This window comes from Methylibium sp. T29 (genome assembly GCF_000576205.1).
GTDB classification, from domain to species: domain Bacteria; phylum Pseudomonadota; class Gammaproteobacteria; order Burkholderiales; family Burkholderiaceae_C; genus Methylibium; species Methylibium petroleiphilum.
This window is the reverse complement of sequence record NZ_AZND01000077.1, coordinates 1-15,426: the sequence shown is the minus strand read 5'-3', so window position 1 is coordinate 15,426 and position 15,426 is coordinate 1. Positions and strand designations below refer to the sequence as shown.

Annotated in this window: 19 protein-coding genes and 5 pseudogenes; 6 read left to right on the top strand and 18 right to left on the bottom strand. The window is 64.3% G+C overall.

The genetic code is table 11. The annotated features are described in order from the left end of the window. The 3 genes and pseudogenes from x551_RS23455 to x551_RS11200 all read right to left on the bottom strand — a co-directional run. The coding region (locus x551_RS23455; protein ID WP_161728026.1) for a transposase at positions 1 to 369 on the bottom strand (369 nt) is incomplete at its 3' end. Positions 370 to 660: 291 nt separating this feature from the next. After that, positions 661 to 1,426: pseudogene (locus x551_RS11205) on the bottom strand (helix-turn-helix domain-containing protein). Positions 1,427 to 1,513: 87 nt separating this feature from the next. Then, a pseudogene (locus tag x551_RS11200) lies at positions 1,514 to 1,910 on the bottom strand (transposase); the annotation flags it as partial. A 233-nt stretch (positions 1,911 to 2,143) separates the two neighbouring features. On the opposite strand from x551_RS11200, the gene x551_RS11195 reads away from it, so the two are divergent. The 4 genes and pseudogenes from x551_RS11195 to x551_RS11185 all read left to right on the top strand — a co-directional run bounded on the left by x551_RS11195 (position 2,144) and on the right by x551_RS11185 (position 5,590). Continuing rightward, positions 2,144 to 3,565 carry a Rieske 2Fe-2S domain-containing protein gene (locus tag x551_RS11195; RefSeq protein ID WP_036248550.1) on the top strand — a complete coding sequence of 474 codons (1,422 nt, stop codon included), beginning with the start codon at positions 2,144 to 2,146 and terminating at the stop codon, positions 3,563 to 3,565. 176 nt (positions 3,566 to 3,741) lie between these two features. Next, a pseudogene (locus x551_RS28175) lies at positions 3,742 to 4,221 on the top strand (ferredoxin reductase); the annotation flags it as partial. Between the two features lie 41 nt (positions 4,222 to 4,262). Further along, a complete protein-coding gene (locus x551_RS28170; RefSeq protein ID WP_310732255.1) occupies positions 4,263 to 4,751 on the top strand; it encodes an iron-sulfur cluster-binding domain-containing protein in 489 nt (162 codons plus the stop codon). A gap of 23 nt (positions 4,752 to 4,774) precedes the next feature. Then, on the top strand, positions 4,775 to 5,590 hold the full coding sequence (locus x551_RS11185; RefSeq protein WP_081771304.1) for a tyrosine-protein phosphatase: 816 nt from the start codon (positions 4,775 to 4,777) through the stop codon (positions 5,588 to 5,590). 16 nt (positions 5,591 to 5,606) lie between these two features. Here the strand turns inward: x551_RS11185 and x551_RS27290 are convergent, their stop codons facing one another. From x551_RS27290 to x551_RS27275, 14 genes and pseudogenes are all read right to left on the bottom strand, one after another. Continuing rightward, positions 5,607 to 5,864: a helix-turn-helix domain-containing protein gene (locus tag x551_RS27290; RefSeq protein ID WP_231497698.1), complete on the bottom strand. Its 258-nt coding sequence runs from the start codon at positions 5,862 to 5,864 to the stop codon at positions 5,607 to 5,609. A gap of 201 nt (positions 5,865 to 6,065) precedes the next feature. Next, positions 6,066 to 6,347 (bottom strand): annotated as a pseudogene (locus x551_RS27285) (CdaR family transcriptional regulator); the annotation flags it as partial. Further along, a complete protein-coding gene (locus tag x551_RS11175; RefSeq protein WP_231497699.1) occupies positions 6,266 to 7,348 on the bottom strand; it encodes a GAF domain-containing protein in 1,083 nt (360 codons plus the stop codon). The pseudogene x551_RS27285 and the gene x551_RS11175, both read right to left, overlap by 82 nt. Positions 7,349 to 7,910: 562 nt before the next feature. Continuing rightward, positions 7,911 to 8,222 carry a BMC domain-containing protein gene (locus x551_RS11170; RefSeq protein ID WP_275452072.1) on the bottom strand — a complete coding sequence of 104 codons (312 nt, stop codon included), beginning with the start codon at positions 8,220 to 8,222 and terminating at the stop codon, positions 7,911 to 7,913. 91 nt (positions 8,223 to 8,313) lie between these two features. After that, positions 8,314 to 8,808, bottom strand: coding sequence for a hypothetical protein (locus tag x551_RS11165; protein WP_231497695.1), 495 nt, complete (start codon positions 8,806 to 8,808; stop codon positions 8,314 to 8,316). 194 nt (positions 8,809 to 9,002) lie between these two features. Beyond that, entirely contained in the window at positions 9,003 to 9,161 is a 159-nt protein-coding gene (locus x551_RS25820; RefSeq protein ID WP_155935833.1) for a hypothetical protein, read from the bottom strand. Then, the gene (locus x551_RS11160) at positions 9,158 to 9,457 is read right to left on the bottom strand and encodes a hypothetical protein (RefSeq protein ID WP_036233502.1); all 300 of its coding nucleotides are present in this window, start codon (positions 9,455 to 9,457) and stop codon (positions 9,158 to 9,160) included. Before x551_RS11160 ends, x551_RS25820 begins: the two co-directional genes overlap by 4 nt. Positions 9,458 to 9,479: 22 nt before the next feature. Continuing rightward, positions 9,480 to 9,938, bottom strand: coding sequence for a hypothetical protein (locus x551_RS11155; RefSeq protein WP_036233505.1), 459 nt, complete (start codon positions 9,936 to 9,938; stop codon positions 9,480 to 9,482). Positions 9,939 to 9,968: 30 nt separating this feature from the next. After that, positions 9,969 to 10,496 (bottom strand): hypothetical protein, encoded by a 528-nt coding sequence (locus x551_RS11150; RefSeq protein WP_152543492.1) that lies wholly within the window; start codon positions 10,494 to 10,496, stop codon positions 9,969 to 9,971. Then, a complete protein-coding gene (locus x551_RS11145; RefSeq protein ID WP_036248538.1) occupies positions 10,490 to 11,215 on the bottom strand; it encodes a hypothetical protein in 726 nt (241 codons plus the stop codon). The genes x551_RS11150 and x551_RS11145 overlap by 7 nt, the downstream gene beginning before the upstream one ends. Beyond that, on the bottom strand, positions 11,212 to 12,033 hold the full coding sequence (locus tag x551_RS11140; protein ID WP_036233511.1) for an HAD hydrolase-like protein: 822 nt from the start codon (positions 12,031 to 12,033) through the stop codon (positions 11,212 to 11,214). Before x551_RS11140 ends, x551_RS11145 begins: the two co-directional genes overlap by 4 nt. Next, the gene (locus x551_RS11135; protein WP_036233515.1) at positions 11,997 to 12,242 is read right to left on the bottom strand and encodes a hypothetical protein; all 246 of its coding nucleotides are present in this window, start codon (positions 12,240 to 12,242) and stop codon (positions 11,997 to 11,999) included. The genes x551_RS11140 and x551_RS11135 overlap by 37 nt, the downstream gene beginning before the upstream one ends. Before the next feature lie 14 nt (positions 12,243 to 12,256). Then, on the bottom strand, positions 12,257 to 12,856 hold the full coding sequence (locus x551_RS27280; RefSeq protein WP_231497696.1) for a hypothetical protein: 600 nt from the start codon (positions 12,854 to 12,856) through the stop codon (positions 12,257 to 12,259). Next, the gene (locus x551_RS27275) at positions 12,828 to 13,259 is read right to left on the bottom strand and encodes a hypothetical protein (RefSeq protein WP_253950355.1); all 432 of its coding nucleotides are present in this window, start codon (positions 13,257 to 13,259) and stop codon (positions 12,828 to 12,830) included. The genes x551_RS27280 and x551_RS27275 overlap by 29 nt, the downstream gene beginning before the upstream one ends. 2 nt (positions 13,260 to 13,261) lie before the next feature. Here x551_RS27275 and x551_RS24330 point away from each other — a divergent pair, with 2 nt between their 5' ends. Both x551_RS24330 and x551_RS24325 read left to right on the top strand, forming a co-directional pair. Further along, positions 13,262 to 13,738 (top strand): EutN/CcmL family microcompartment protein, encoded by a 477-nt coding sequence (locus x551_RS24330; protein WP_197028792.1) that lies wholly within the window; start codon positions 13,262 to 13,264, stop codon positions 13,736 to 13,738. Positions 13,739 to 13,787: 49 nt separating this feature from the next. After that, positions 13,788 to 14,048 carry a hypothetical protein gene (locus tag x551_RS24325; protein WP_216701318.1) on the top strand — a complete coding sequence of 87 codons (261 nt, stop codon included), beginning with the start codon at positions 13,788 to 13,790 and terminating at the stop codon, positions 14,046 to 14,048. Positions 14,049 to 14,121: 73 nt separating this feature from the next. Here x551_RS24325 and x551_RS11120 read toward each other — a convergent pair. Further along, a pseudogene (locus x551_RS11120) lies at positions 14,122 to 15,257 on the bottom strand (IS3 family transposase). Positions 15,258 to 15,426 lie beyond the last annotated feature (169 nt).

Below are 15,426 nucleotides of genomic sequence, written 5' to 3'. Positions count from 1 at the left end.
CAGGGCCTCGTCGACGGCGCCGCGAAGGCGCAGCTGAGCACCGGCGATCTCGATCTCGATGACGCCGGGGCGCGAGTTCCGGTTGACGGCGGGGGCGTCGGGCACCGGCGGTTCGTCGGTCGCGGCAGCGGTCTCGGGGATCAGGCAGACCGGCAGCAGCGTCGCTGCGGTCGATGCGGGCGCCGCCATCGCCATCGCCCTGAGGTGCTCACGTCGCCACTTGAACAGGAGATTGGCGTTGATGCCGCCCTTCATCGCGATGGCCGAGACCGACGCGTCTGGGAGCAGGCTCTGCGCGATCAGCTCGTCCTTGAACGCCCGTTCGTGTTGTCGCCGGCTTCGCCGCGATCCTCCTGTTTGATCCTTCATGGTGTGCACCATCTCCGTTGGTGCACACCATCAAGCGGATGCGCACTCCATCAGAGAAGATGCTGCCGGCTGGCGACGCCGGGGGCAATGACGGGGTCGGTCGGACTATTACGGTGCTCAGCGCAAGCTGAACGGCGCAAAGGCACTCGTCGGACTGACTGGAGCCTCCCTCGCGGAGGGAGGCTGGAGGGTGCGGTCGAACAAGCTGGAGCTCCCTCTCGGAGGGGGCTCGGTGGAGCGGTGCGTAAGGCCGCAGGCTAGGAGGCTGCGCGGCTTCTGCCGCGCGGACTCCTAGTGTCGTGAGTTAGAAGTTCGCAGACAAAACCTCTCGAGGCTGGCGAGGATGTCATCAGCGCTCTTGGACCAGACGAACGGCTTGGGATCGGCGTTGTTAACGTTGACGTAGTGCTTGATGGCTTCTTCGAGTTGGCGTGTCGAGCGGTGTGTGCCGCGGCGGATGTAGCGCTGGGTGAGCGTGGCGAACCAGCGTTCGACCTGATTGAGCCAGGATGCCGAGGTGGGCGTGAAGTGGACGTGGAATCGCGGGTGCCGCGCGAACCAGGCCTTGATCGACGGGGTCTTGTGGGTGCCGTAGTTATCCATCACCAAGTGGATGTCCAGCATCGTCGGCACATTGGGGATTATTGGAAGACCACTGACACCAGATGCGCGACACCGCCGTCTGCGTCAGCCCAACCTCGCGCGCCATGGTGCGGGTGCTCCAGTGCGTGGCGCCGTCCGGCACGGACTCCAGTGTCTTGGCGATCACGGCGTCGACTCTCGCGTCATCGATCGTTCGCGGCGCACCCGAACGCGGCGCATCCAACAGGCCATCCAGCCGATGCTCCACGTACCGAGCGCGCCACTTGCCCACCGTCTGCGGCGTGACCCGCTGCTGCGCGGCGACGACCTTGCTGTCCTGCCCGTCCGCGCAGGCCAGCACGATCCGCGCGCGCAGGACCAGCGCCTGCGCCGTCTTGCGTCTGAGCGTCAGCGCAACCAACTCGTCGCGCTCAGGCTCGGTCAGCACCAGTTCGGCCTTGGGTCTTCCTCGCATCGCCGCCTCGTCGTGTGCACACGGTACACGACAGAGCGGCGGCGCCTCAAATAGTTCAATGAACTTCTAAACTAACTCACGACACTAGAGCAGCAGCCCCTTGCGCTCGAGGTGCTTGTTGACCGCCTCGAAGATGTCCTCGGCCAGGTCATTGGCTTCCAGCAGGTGGCGGAAGTTGAGGATGGTGGTCTCGTCGGGGATCGGCTCGCTCAGGCTCAGGTTGGCGAAGGCGCGCAGCCCTCGTACAGCGCCTCTTCCATCGCTGGGTCGCTCAGCGCGAACCAGTTCTGCATCAGGTGCGCGCGCAGCATCGACGCCAGCAGGTAGGGAGGACGGACGCGACCGGCCGCCGGGTAGTGCGGCTCATCAGGTCGAGCAGCGCCTTCCAGGGGACCATGACTTCCATCTCGGCCAGGAACACTTCGCGCCGCGTCTTCTTGCGTTTGCCGGCGTACTCCGCATCCGACAAACTGATCTGACCCATCGTGCTGCTCGCTCCTTGCGCGGCTCAACGATCACCCGGCGCGGTCGGTGGACTTGTTCAGACCTGCCCGAGAGGTTGAACCGCTGCCGCCCTGAGTCGTCTCTTGGTTGATGTCGCCAAAAGACAGCCATGCTTTTATCTGAGGCCGCCAAAGACATCCCCTGTGGTGCTGGCTAGACTGCCGTACAGGGTGTCCGTATGGGCCTCTCTATGGCAACAAAGGAGATCGTCAGATGACCACCAACGAACGTCGAGGCGCTGCACCTGCCGCCGCACAAGGCGCACCGTACAGCGGCTACCTGCTACGCGGCCTGCAGAACGCGGCGCCCACGAGCGAAGACATCATGCGCACCGGGCCGGGCACCCCGATGGGTGAGTACATGCGTCGGTACTGGCAGCCGGTGTGCTTGTCGCAAGAGCTGACCGATGTTCCGAAGGCCATCCGGATCATGCACGAGGACTTGGTGGCGTTCAGGGATCGCGAAGGCAATGTCGGCGTGCTGCACCGCAAGTGCGCCCACCGCGGGGCTTCGCTCGAATTCGGGATCGTGCAGCAACGCGGCATCCGCTGCTGCTATCACGGCTGGCAGTTCGACGTTAACGGCAAGCTGTTGGAGGCGCCTGCGGAACCTGCCGACTCCCGGTTGAAGGACACCGTCTGCCAGGGCGCCTACCCGGCATTCGAGCGCGACGGCCTCGTGTTCGCTTACATGGGGCCGCCGGACAGAAAGCCGAAGTTCCCTGTCTTTGATGGCTACGTTTGGCCACGCGGCACCCGCCTGATCCCCTTCTCCAACGTGTTCGACTGCAACTGGCTGCAAGTTCACGAGAACCAGATCGATCACTATCACACCGCCTTGCTGCACAACAACATGACCGTGGCTGGCGTGAATTCCAGTATCGCGGATGGTGTGACGCTGCAGGGGGGCTTCGGCGAGATGCCCGTGATCGACTGGCATGCAACCCACGGTGGGAACGGCATCATCTTTACCGCCGGACGACGCCTTTCGGACGACACTGTCTGGATTCGCATCTCGGAGTTGGCGCTCCCCAACTTCATGCAAAACGCCGCTATCGTGGCAGCAGCACCGCAACGGCACTCAGGCCCTGCTATGTCGCGCTGGCAGGTTCCGGTCGATGATCAACACTCGATTGCCTTCGGTTGGCGACACTTCAACGATGAGGTCGATCCGAACCACAATGGAAAGGAAGAACAGTGTGGGGTCGACAAGATCGACTTTCTCATCGGGCAGACTCGGCATCGAAGCTACGACGAGATGCAGCGCGCTCCGGGCGACTACGAAGTCATCGTGAGTCAAGGGCCCATGGCCATCCACAGTCTCGAGCACCCGGGTCGATCGGATGTGGGGGTCTACATGTACCGATCGCAACTGCGCGATGCCATTGCTGGAAAGCTGCCGCCCGACCCGGTGTCTGCACGAGCTGAAGCCGGCCGTGAGGAGACCTTGCCGCGATACACCTCCGACACCAGGCTCAAGATCCGCCGCAACGCCGACAATGAGAAGGACAAGGAAGCCATTCGTAAGGCGGCACACGAGGTCTTCGTGTTCCTGAAAGAATGCGATGAACTGCCACGGGAGCAGCGAAAAGCGCACGTCTTGGGGCGGCTGGACGAAATGGAGTCCAGATTGTGAGCGCCCAACGGCCGGGGCACTTCGACCACCCCTTGTGGATGCTCCGAGGGAAGTGGCGGGGCCACGCCCCTCCAGAGCTGGGTTGTGCGGTGCTGGGAAGCGAAGGCGGCGCTCAAGCCCCCATTCCCTTGGCCAGTCAGCCGTAACAACGTAGAAGCCCTTTCCAGGGAATCGGCATGTATCAACTAGGGTCCGCAGACAAGTACCCGAAGACAGCGTTGCGACTGCGGGTGCGGCAGATCACCTACCAGGCAATCGGCATCAATGCCTACGAGTTCGCATCCGAAGACGGCAGCGAGCTGCCCGAGTTCACTGCGGGAGCGCATGTGGACTTGTATTTCCGGGATGGGCGGATAAGGCAGTATTCGCTGTGCAACGACCCTGACGATCGGCGGCGCTATCTGATTGCGGTGCTTCGCGAAGACAACGGCCGCGGAGGGTCTGTCGCCATCCACGAGCGCGTGCACACGCAGCGGCTGGTTGCTGTCGGACGGCCTCGCAACAACTTCCCGCTGGTGGAGGGGGCGCCGCACCACATTCTGCTTGCGGGCGGTATTGGCATCACGCCGATGAAGGCGATGGTTCACCGGCTCGAGAAGCTCGGTGCCGACTTCGTGCTGCACTACTGCGCCAAGTCGCGTGCACACGCCGCGTTCCACGAGGAGTTCGAGCCGCTGGCGGCCAAGGGCGCGTGGTCATGCACTACGACGGCGGCAATCCGGCCAACGGACTGGATATCGCCGTGCTGCTGCGCCGCTACGAGCCCGGATCGCAGCTGTACTACTGCGGTCCGCAGGGGTTTATGGCGGCATGCGCGCGGGCCAGTGCGCATTGGCCCGCAGACGCCGTGCACTGCGAGTATTTCGTCGGCGCACCGGCGGTGCCCGCGGAGGAAGTCCCGGACATCGGCAGCGAGGCGCTGGCGCTCGGGTTCCAGCTGAAGATCGCCAGCACGGGTGTGGTGCTGACTGTACCCAACGACAAGTCGATCGCCCAGGTACTCGGAGAGCACGGTGTCGAAATACCGATGTCCTGCCAGAGTGGGCTGTGCGGGACCTGCAAGGTGCGCTACTTCTCCGGGGAGGTCGACCATCGGGACTACGTGCTGAACGCCGAAGCGCGCACGCAGTTCCTGACCACTTGCGTCTCGCGCTCGCACGGCGCGCTGCTCGTCCTCGACCTGTGACCGGCGCACTGGACCACGCAGCCATGAGCGACAAAGTGAGCGTTTCGCCGCTGAATCCGCAGCGCGCCGACAGGCATCGCCGGCTGCCGCTCGAGGGGGCGGTGAACTTTCGCGATCTGGGCGGTTATCCGGTGGGTGACGGGCGGCGGACGCGGTGGCGCTGCCTGTTCCGCTCGGACTCGCTGGCAGCGCTCACCGGCCGGGATCTGGAACTCGTTGCCGCGCTCGACCTTTACGGCGTGATCGACTTCCGCGTCGCCAACGAGCGCGCGACCCACCCGAACCGGCTGCCGGCCGGTGCAATCCCGAGGATCGCGCAGCTCGGCTTCTGGCCGCAAGGTGTGGCGGAAATGCTGGAGGAGTTGCGGGAACTGCGCATCGACGCCGCCGGAGTCGAGCGGGCCGTCACCGGGCACTACCGACTCTACCCGCTGCATCATTGTGCCGAGTACCGGAGCATGCTCGAAGCGGTGGAGGAGGCGGCGGGGCGGCCGATGCTGATCCACTGCGTGAGCGGCAAAGATCGCACGGGTTTCGGCGCGGCCGTTATCCTGATGGCGCTCGGCGCGTCGAGGTCGGTGATCGTCGAAGACTACCTGCTGACGAACGCCCATCGCCGCGACATCGGCCACCTGATGCCGCCCGGAACCCCAGCCTCAGTAGCAGAAGTGTTCACGGCCGCCAAACCAGCTTACATCGAGGCAGCTTTCGAGTCGATCGAATCCGCCTTCGGTGACGTCGACAACTACCTCACACGCGGTCTGGGTTTCGACGCGGAGCGCCGCCGCAGGCTGCGCGATCAGCTCACCGAGCCGGCTGCCGCGCCCTCTGCTGCGTGAGAGAGGTGGGGGCTCTTCAGCCCTCGCCAGCGTCGGCGTCCGCCGAGCGCGTCGCGAAGTCGTGCATCAGCAGCGCGAGGTCGACCGACATCCGTTCCCGGTGCCGACGAAGGTCCACCCCCGTCAGCTCCTCGAACTGGACCAGGCGGTAGCGGACCGTCTTCTCGTGGACAAACAGCTGTTGCGCAGTGAGTTTCAGCGAGCAGTCGTTGTCCAGATATGCGCGAATCGTCTTGGCAAGGACGCCGTGGTGGGCCGAGTCGTACTTGAACATCGGACCCAGGATGCGGTTGATGAACTTGCGCAGATCCCGACCATCGGCGATTTCGCTGCCCTGCAGCAGCAGTGTCAGGACGCCCAGGTGCTCGTGGATCACCACCGGGTTCTTCGGCGTCCCCAGTTTCGCAACCGCGAGCGCCGCACAGCGGGCCTCGTGGTTCGCGCTCGGCAGTTGCGACGGCGACTCGCACGGAGCGCTGACGCCCCAGAAGGTCCTCACCCCGTCCTTCGCAAGGATCTCCTCGTGCAGCGATTTGAGCACTCGGGTCGCGCGAGCGGCGTCCAGGGCGGAGACGATCGCCACCACCAAGTCGCCTCGGGAGGCGATCAGCTTCAGTGACACCGAGCTCAGTGCGCGCTCGCAGGCTTCGTGCACGGCACGTTGCTTGCGCTCCATCATGTCCATGTTCCAGCCTTCGCCTCGCGCGGTTTCAGCCAGCCCGTCGATGGTGCCGTGGACGACTCGGTGGGGCCCTGCAGGTCGATGTGGAAGTCCGTCAGCCGATCGAGCGCGGACTGCCTGATCGGCGGCGTGCCCTCGAGCAGGTCCCACATCAACGCTCCAAGCGCGGACGCGCGGGCCTGACTGGCCGAGCGCTGTTCGAGACAGTAGAGCGCGCTGGCGACGGCGGCCTGACGAATCGCGGCTTCCTGGATGTCCCCGGGCGCGGTCGGCGAAAGCGCGCATACCCAGCCGATGCGGTCACCGCCGGCGACGATCGGCCGCAGCGAAAGCCAGGCATCCTGCCATCGCGCGGTCGCGGTCGTGCTGTTGGCGTGCCCGGGCAACTGCTGGCTGGCGGTCTCCACCCTCACCAGCCAGGCGGCACCCGCGACACACGTCGGATAGGCCGCCATGACCCCGAAATCGGCGCCCAGGATGGCGACCTCCGCCGCCGCGTGGCGGGCCACGATCCGCGCAATCGCGGCAACCCCGCCGCCTTCGAGCAGCGCCCCGATCAGGTCATCCTGAAGCCGGGCGGACAGCTGCACGAACTCGTGCTGCCGGCACAGGTTCTCGTTGATCTGCGTCAGCTGCCGCATGGCGGCCTTCTGGCTCTCGTACAGCCGGGCGTTCTGGATGGCGATCGTGGTCAGGTTGGCCAGCGCGGCCAGACGCTGGACGTCCTGGTCGGTGAACGGTACGTTGCGCCTGCGCCAGACCTCGAGGACGCCGATCACCTCCCCGCGGGCGTGCAACGGCGCGCCCACGGCGCAGCGGATGTGCTCGTCACGTGCGAGCCAGAAGAAGTCGCGGTTGAGTTCTTCGCTGGCGAGGTAGTCATCGACCTTCCAGGGGCGCGCGGTATCGAGGACGCGGCCGGCGAGCCCCTGGCCTCGCTTCATCCTGAGCCGGTCGATGTCCAAGGTGTCGTTGCCCACGCAGCTGCGCATGACGAGATCGTCGCCGTCGCGCAGGAACACCCCGCCGATGTCCGCGGCGAGAAGCCGGGTCGCCTCTCGCGTGATCGAGAACATGACCTCGTCCAATTCGGCCGCAGACAGGATGCGTTTGGCGATCTGCTGCAGGCTGCCGATCTCGTTTATCGCGTCGAACGTGACGCGGTACTGAGTTGCCGCCGTGAGTGCCAGGTCGAAGCCGATCGCCAGCGAGCGCAGCATGACGGCGCGGTCCGCCTCGATGACCTGGCGATCGGTCAGGACGCCCACGTCCGGCTTCACGGAGATAAAGGCGCCGATCCCAGGCAGGACGACGATGTCGCGCGACATCGGGATCGTTGCCGGAATTTCGGCGGCTCGATCGCCCAGTCGGGAAACACGGGTGCTGGCGCAGTGCCAGCCAGTACCGCTGCGTTCAATGACGATCGCATCGTGCCCGCCGAGCACTGCGGCGAAGCGCTCCGCCGCGACCTCCTTCAGACCCTGCTCGGGCCCGAGCGCGGCGCCGGCCATCGCACCCAGCGCCTCGCCGAGCACGCCGATCGACTCGACGGCTGGCGCCGGTTCGCCAGCCGTTGTTGGCTGCGAGATGACTACCAGGTGTCCGCTGCGCTTCGCCTTGTGCATCGCATCCCCTACACTAGCGGACAGGAGGCCGCTCGAGGATCGCCTCGATATCCTCGTGCGGGCGAGGAATCACATGCATGGCGCGTACCTTGCCCACGCTTCGAGCGGCGGCGGCGCCGGCCTCGATGGCCGCCTGCACCGCCGCCACCTCGCCGCGGACGATCACGGTGATGATGCCGCCGCCCGGCTGCTGCGCCGTCTGCAGCGTCACGTTCGCCACCTTGACCATCGCATCGGCAGCGTACATGCCGGCCGTCTTGCCAATGGTTTCGACGAATCCCAAGGCCGTTCCGTGTAAGCCGCCACTCATGATGCTGCCCTCCATGACGCGCTGCGCACCGTGCCATTGTAGGCAAGTCTCCGCTGAGGCGGAGCCGCTGAACGGCAGTCCAGCGGCACCTCCGGCGCGGACCTGGTCATGTCGTGTCGCGTGGCTTGGCAAGCACGGTAAGGATGTCCTCGTGAAACTCGAACCAGACGTTGTGGACCGAGTCGACGGTCGGGTTGCAGACGTAGTCGCGCTCTCCTGCGTCGACGCGCTCCATGCTACGTTCGAGCCGGCTCACATAGCTCTCATAGCGCGGTACGAGCGGCATGAGCCGCAAGATGTCCTTGGCCAGTCGCTCCGCACCCTGAACGACGCGTTGTTCACTGCGATCCGATCCGTCACTCTCTTGCCATTCGGTGACTGCAGCGACGAAGCGCACATTGAGCGACTCGAAGCCGCGGTACCAATCGGTCAACGCAGCATTGGACCGCAAGCTCGCATAAGTTTCGGTGTAATACGTCTTCACTTGGGCGATTCCATCTTCCAGGACCATCACACCGTCAGAACCCATGTCCATCAGCCAGCCCTGTTCCGTCGCAACCGCGAAGATGTGCGCAACGTCATCCGATGCGACGCCGGTCATCTCACTGACCTGCGTCCCAGTGGCTACCTTCTTCAGGTAGACCGCATTGAGTACAAGGAAGTCTGTTTCCGTAAGCATTTTCAACTGCCGGCCCCACGTGAACCGAGGCCGTTGCTCCTTAGTGTCTTTGTTTGCAAAGGTAGCGGGGACGACCGCGAATTGCACCCGCGCCGTCCCCGCCTGCCACCAGGAGTCTACCCAAGCGTCGAGCCGGGCGACTGGTCCGCGGCTGGCTGACTTGCTCCTGCCTTGATGTCCATCTTCGCGTAGACGCGCCCCAGTTTCCCATCGCACTCCATCAGCAGCGGGGTACCGTCCGGGATGGCTCCAATACCTTCCAGCTTCAACGTCATGACGATCGGCACTCGGAAATTCCGACCCACGATGCCGAGGTGAGACTCGGGTGTCCCCCATAGGTGATGATGCCGGCTGGCTTCTTATAGAGCAACGGCGCGACGAAGGTGGTGGTACCACCCGGGGTCACTACGATGGTCTCTTTGATCTTCTGCGCATTGCCCATCAACGCGATCATCTGCTTAGGGTCCGTCACATTCAATGCGACGCCCTTGTGTCGGCCGACCGGCACGACATTGTAGCCTTGGCCGATATACCGGTAGCCTTCAATCTCTTTGACAGTTTCGTCACTCATTTAAGCGTCTCCTGGTGCGGTTTTAGATGTCCATCTTTGCCAAGCCACTTTCTTCGGGCGACAGGAACAACCACGGCATCACAGGCTCCTGGGGCGGGTAAAGGAAGATGACTTCCTTCAGGCGCAGCGGGAAGTCGTCCTGCTTGAGGGTCGTCCATTCCCAGTCTTCCCACTTGACCTTGGCGGGCTCCTTACGCAGTTCATCGATGTCGAGCACGGCCAACTCCTCTGCGCTGTACCAAGGTGGGTACTTGCCCTTGTAGTAGTCCACGTAGCACAGGAACTCATCGCCCTTCGACTCGACGCAGACAATGACGCACTGAGCGTAGAACCCTGCATTGGCTCGAATGAAGTACTTCGTTTCCTTGTTGAGCCAATCCTCGAACTCATCGGAGGTCTTGAAATCGACGCTCAGCTTCCACTCTTCGTGGGACCAGCTGAACCGCTTGTCGTCATCCTTCTTCACTTTGATTTCAGCCATGGCTGCTCCTTTCGGCGGGTCGCCGGCTAGTCAATTGTTGATCTCGTACCTGCCAAACTTGGTTCCTCTGCAGCGGAACCCCGGCAACTGCGGGGGGGGCGCGCCCAGCCCGGCCGTCGCCTTGCGCTGGACTTCCGCTGCCCTTGAATACCCCTTGAGGAAGTACTCCATGCTCGTCTGATCCATATCCCAGAAACCCATCGAAGCGGCCTCGGCCTCAAGGTCATGGGCGCGCACATACGGGAGCGAGGCGCCCACATAGGTCCAATTGCCTTCGAGGATTTTGTCGAACTTGGGCTTCATCGCAAGATATGAATACATCCGCTCAACGGCTGCCTCGATCTTCTGGATGTGCGTTCCCAGTTCGCTCAGCGGTATCCGCGTCGAGGTGCCACGGGGATAGTCCTCATCCCGCTGGAACACCGCGACTTCCAAGAGCGCACTATCTTCGTAGTCGGGAGGATCGGCGAACAGCGTACCGGTGTTGTAGATGGAGAACATCTTCAACTTCCCGTTCTTTCGGTCGCGCATCATCTTCTTCTTGTCGAACGTCAGCACGAGCGAGTACGAGAACGGGAGATCTCCCACACATACGTCCAAGGATAGGCTTTCTCATTGACAAAACAGTCTCTGACGATCATCAGTCGATCGCCCAGGTCATAAGGACCGGTGTCGCCAAGACCCAAGCGGTTGTCGTAGTGATCGAGAAAGCCCATTAGCTGAACCAGCGAATTGAACTGACCGACCGTCGCGCGGAGTTCCGGATCATTCAGAGGCTCAACCTGATTGCCAAGATCCTCCACGACATCCTGATCAAGCACTTGCAGCGTATACCCCAGGTCCATAACCGCCGGCTTCCTTTGTCGCATGTAGCCCTCAAAGACGGTTCGCCAGAAGCTATAGATGATGCGCAGATTGTCGAGATAGTCGTTCGGTCCAATCAGTCCGCCGTCAATCAGGAAGAGCCTCCCGAACAGCGCAATACCACAGCCCCACTGGATGTTGCACGGCGTGATAGTCTTGATACCAAATTGCCGATGGCCCGAACTGCAAGTCGCCCGGATGCCTTCCATCCCGACCTTCTCGCCCAGCCACATGTAGAGCCATGGGTGCTGCAGGAAGGTGGTCTGGAATGACAGCATCTCGTATTCGGCACGCGGAATCAGCGGATTCACGCCCTCTGTGCCCCGTCTGGCCAGCAAGTCGGCCACATACCAAGAGTTGTGTTTCGCCCACTTGACTGTCTCCTCAAGGGGCATCAGTTCAAGACCCTTCATCTGCTATTCTCCTTAGAAGGTACTCGGCTTTCACTGTTCGGGGATGGCCGGCAGCCGCGATCGGCCACCCCGTTTGCCTGTTGGCGTGCCACGGCAAGCGGTCCGGGGGGCGCCCGGCACCGCTCGACGCCGCGTGCGCGCCTCATGACCGACTGCGCACGACACGGCGCAATGCACCCAACAGTTCGGCATCCACGCCGCTGGCCAGCCGCGGCGGCGGCAGCCGCACGCCGGTGGTGGAGCCAGTGGTCGCGGCGCAGGCGGCCGGCGGCCTGCAGGTCGGTCGAGGCGGCCCCCGACGCCGTGGCGTCGGCCATGCTGCCGCATGCCGGACCGCGGCAGTCCTCGGGACGCAGCCATGCGACGAACTCCTGCGGCCACAGCGCCACCTCCTTCGCGCCGGCGTCGAGCAGTTGGCGCTCGCTGTGCGTGCCCCAGGCCACACCAACGGTGGCGATGCCGACTTCCTTGGCCTCGGCGACGTCGCCGACGGTGTCGGTGACCAGCACGCAGTCGGACGATTCGAGCTCGTCGTCGCCGGTCGGTTCCTCGCGGTATGCCGGGCTGCAGCAGCGCTGCGCGGCGTAGCGATAGTCACCGAGGAAGCGGCGCATCGACTCGGACTTCCTCGGCTGGAGCTCGGCGGAGAACACGTGCGAGAAGCAGGTTGCGATACCGGCGTCGACGAGGATGCGCCGTATGGCCTCGATGCCGTTGGTCGACAGCACTGCCAGCGTGCGGTGCGGCGCCAATGCGCTGACCACATCGACCATGCCGGGAATCATCGCCGGCCGGTAGCGCGTGCGCAGCAGATCCATGAAGTAGCGCTTGACCGCCTCGAATCGGCGGCTGTCGGGGCGCAGCCGCGCCAGCGATCGAAGAAGTTGCCCTCGAAGATCTTGAAGAATGCCTCGCGCGTGTCAATGCCGAGGGCGAACTCGCGGTTCGTCTCGGCAAACAGCTCCCACGATGCGGCGCGCGTGTCCACCAGGGTGCCGTCCATGTAGAACAGAATGGCGCGAGGCATGGCTGCGGCGACGCTCAAAGCGGTTTGGACGGCCGCAGCGTCGAAGAAGAGCTGTTCAGCGCGTTCAGAACCGGCAGCTCGATGAAGTCCATCACCTCGCCGTAGCCGCGCTGAGTGCCGCAGGTCCATTCGCTGAGCGTGTTGAAGCCGATGCTGTTGGGCACGTAGACCCACGGCATGGTGGTCAACGTGCGCCCGTTCATTTCCCACACGCGATCCGCGCTGTCAGTGAGCCGCAGCGCGATAGTCTCGGGATAACGCTCCTGCTTGCGCACCGTCTGCCCGGCGCCGGCCTTCAGACCGAACACTTTGCCGCGCTCCAGCACGTAACCGTGCGCCAGCCACAGCTCGCGCCCGTTGTCGCGCGCCGGGTCGAAACCCAGGATCGCGTGAATCGCCAAGTCCCTCGAGAAGTGGCCGTGCAGCCAGCTCATCGCCGGTGCGCCGCGCTCAGGCCGTGGACCCCAGCTGTGATCCATCGTCGACACGCAATCGATCGGTACCTTCCGTCCGCGGATGGTCACGCTGCCGGTGAATACGCCGGTCTGGTCGAAGTGCCCGTTGTACGCCGTGCCCCAGGCGAACTTACCTTCGCGCGAGGCCGAGGCGCACATCGTCCATCGCCGGGTCGTGGATGTCGAAGCCCGGCATCAGCGCCTCGTAGCGCACGTCGATGCGCGTTTCCTGCCCGTCGTCGTAATGGATCTGCCAGACGCGGTTAGGCTCGAGGCAGCGCACGTGCAGGCCGTTGCTCAGCCTGTAGTCCCGCAGGTTGCGTGGTTGCGGGACGGGGATGGCCGAACGCATGTCGCAGAAGTCGGCCTCCCAGTGCGTCACCGTGCGCCGGGAGTTGATGCAGACGGACGACGTCACCGTTCCGAGGTTGGTGCGAAACAGCGCGTAGACGCCGACGTTCAGGTGCTCTTCGGCGTTGTAGAAACCGAAGTAGTTGGTCTCGGCCCAGGCCGGGTGCGCTGGGTCGGGCGGGTGGAAGTCTGCATCTTCGTCGCGAATCACGCTTGTCTCCTGCACTCCGGTGCACCGGAGGTCGCTTTAGTAGGAGAACTCTAAGGGGCGGCGAAATAGGCGCCTATGGCCGCGGCGGACAAATCGGCGCAGTAGCAACTGTCCAGCCCGGCCAACGAATTCGCCGTTCGTGGGGCATACCCTACAACGTTCTTGAAGCTCGCGCAGGTACGGGGCACCGTCGTCGCGTCGATCAAGGCCACAAGGGCCTGGCCCCGCACAAGCTGCTGCTGCAGTCGGTCGCAGCCTCGGATCCGCTCGGCGAGTCGGAGCCCCAAGGTGCTGCGCCGCAGCAGATGCATGTCGCCGTTGACCTGGCCAGAGCCGGAGTTGGCGAAGTCGTGCTGGTCGTGCGCGGCAGCTCCGCGCGAGTCGAGCGCGACGGGCAGTCAGTGCCGAACGACGCCGCCGTCGTCGCCATCGTCGATTCGGTGCAGTTGGATGGCCGAACCACTTTCGTCAAACCCTGAAGACGCGGCGCAGCCCGGCTGGTGAACTCTGGCCCCTGGGGTGATCAGCATGGCCGGGGTGCTCGACGCGGCTCGTTTCTGCTCGCTGGTCGGACTCAGCGGCCGCGCCAAGCCACAGGAAGTTCGTCCGTTGGCGCTCGGCAGTCACGGGCCCGAGATGGTGATCCCGTTGAGCCAGGCATGTGTCGGCGATCGACCACTCGAGTCACTGCTCGACGCCGACACCCAGCGCGCCATCATCGAGCGCAGAGCCGGCTCCGCTCGTTTGAACAGGCATCGGCCTGGGATAAGTGGATTGGTGGCGATTTGATCTTTCTATCCCAGGGCCCCTGCCAGGCCGCCGGAGGCGCCCCGGTTGAGCCATGTACTCATGGTTCAACCCTTCAGGCGGCCTGCTTCAGCGCGGGCAGCGTGCCGAAGTAGACCATGTTCGGCGTACTCCCGTCGTGGCTCTGGTGCGGCCGGCGCGCGTTGTAGAATTTAAAGTACGCTGCCAGGCTCAGCCGCGGCGCGGCGCTAACGCTGTCGTGGGCCTTCAGGTACACGTCCTCGTACTTCACGCTGCGCCACAGCCGTTCGACGAAGACGTTGTCGCGCCAGCAGCCTTTGCCGTCCATGCTCTGGCGCGCACCAATGTGTGCCACCTCAGCGACGAACTCGGCGCTGCTGAATTGGCTGCCCTGGTCGGTGTTGACGATCTGCGGCGCACCCCAGCGTGCCGCCGCCTCGCGCAAGGCCTCCACGCAGAAGTCCGCCTCCATCGTGATGGAAACCCGGTGCGCCAGCACCCGGCGGCTGTGCCAGTCCAGCACCGCCACCAGGTACACCCAGCCGCGCGCCATCGGGATGTAGGTGATGTCGGGCGCCCAGACCTGGTTGGCACGCTCGACGGCCAGCCCGCGCAGCGCATACGGGAACACCGGGTGCGCCGGGTGCCGCTTGCTCGTGTTGGGCTTGCGGTACAGCGCCTGAATGCCCATGCGTCGCATCAGCGTGCCCACGCGCCGGCGACCCACCTCGATGCCCTGCAGCCGCAGGAAGTCGCGCAGCATCCGGCTGCCCGCGAACGGGTGCTCCAGATGCAGTTCGTCGATGCGCCGCATCAGCGCGAGCTCGGCCTGGCTGACCGGCTCGGGCTAGTAGTACACCACCCCACGGCTGATGCCCAGGACTTCGGCTTGGCGCTTGATCGGCAGCTCGTGCTCTCGGTCGATCATCGCTTTACGCTCAGCAGTCCCGCCTTGCCGAGCGCGCCTTCCAAAAAATCATTCTCCAGCGTCAGTTGCCCGATCTTGGCGTGCCGCGCCTTCAGGTCCACCAGCGGGGTCTCGGACGCCACCGCCGCACCGAACACGCCCGCGGCGCGTTCCATCAGCTACCTGCGCCACTCCGTCACCTGGTTCGGGTGCACGTCGTGCTTCTGGGCGATCTCGGCGATGGTCTTGCCATCGGCCAATGCCGCTATCGCCACCTTGGCCTTGAACGCCGCTGAGTGGTTGCGGCGGGGTCTCCTGCTCATGTCCTCTGCTCCTTCGTCTCGGGCTCTATCCTCGCCCATCGGAGCAGCCGTTCCACTCTAGACCGTGTTCAGATTTGCGCGGCCGGCTCTGTTCAGCCTGCGAGGGCTGCACCGGGTGCGAGCGGAGTGGAAGCTGGTGTGCATGGCACTGAACCTGCGGCGCATGGCA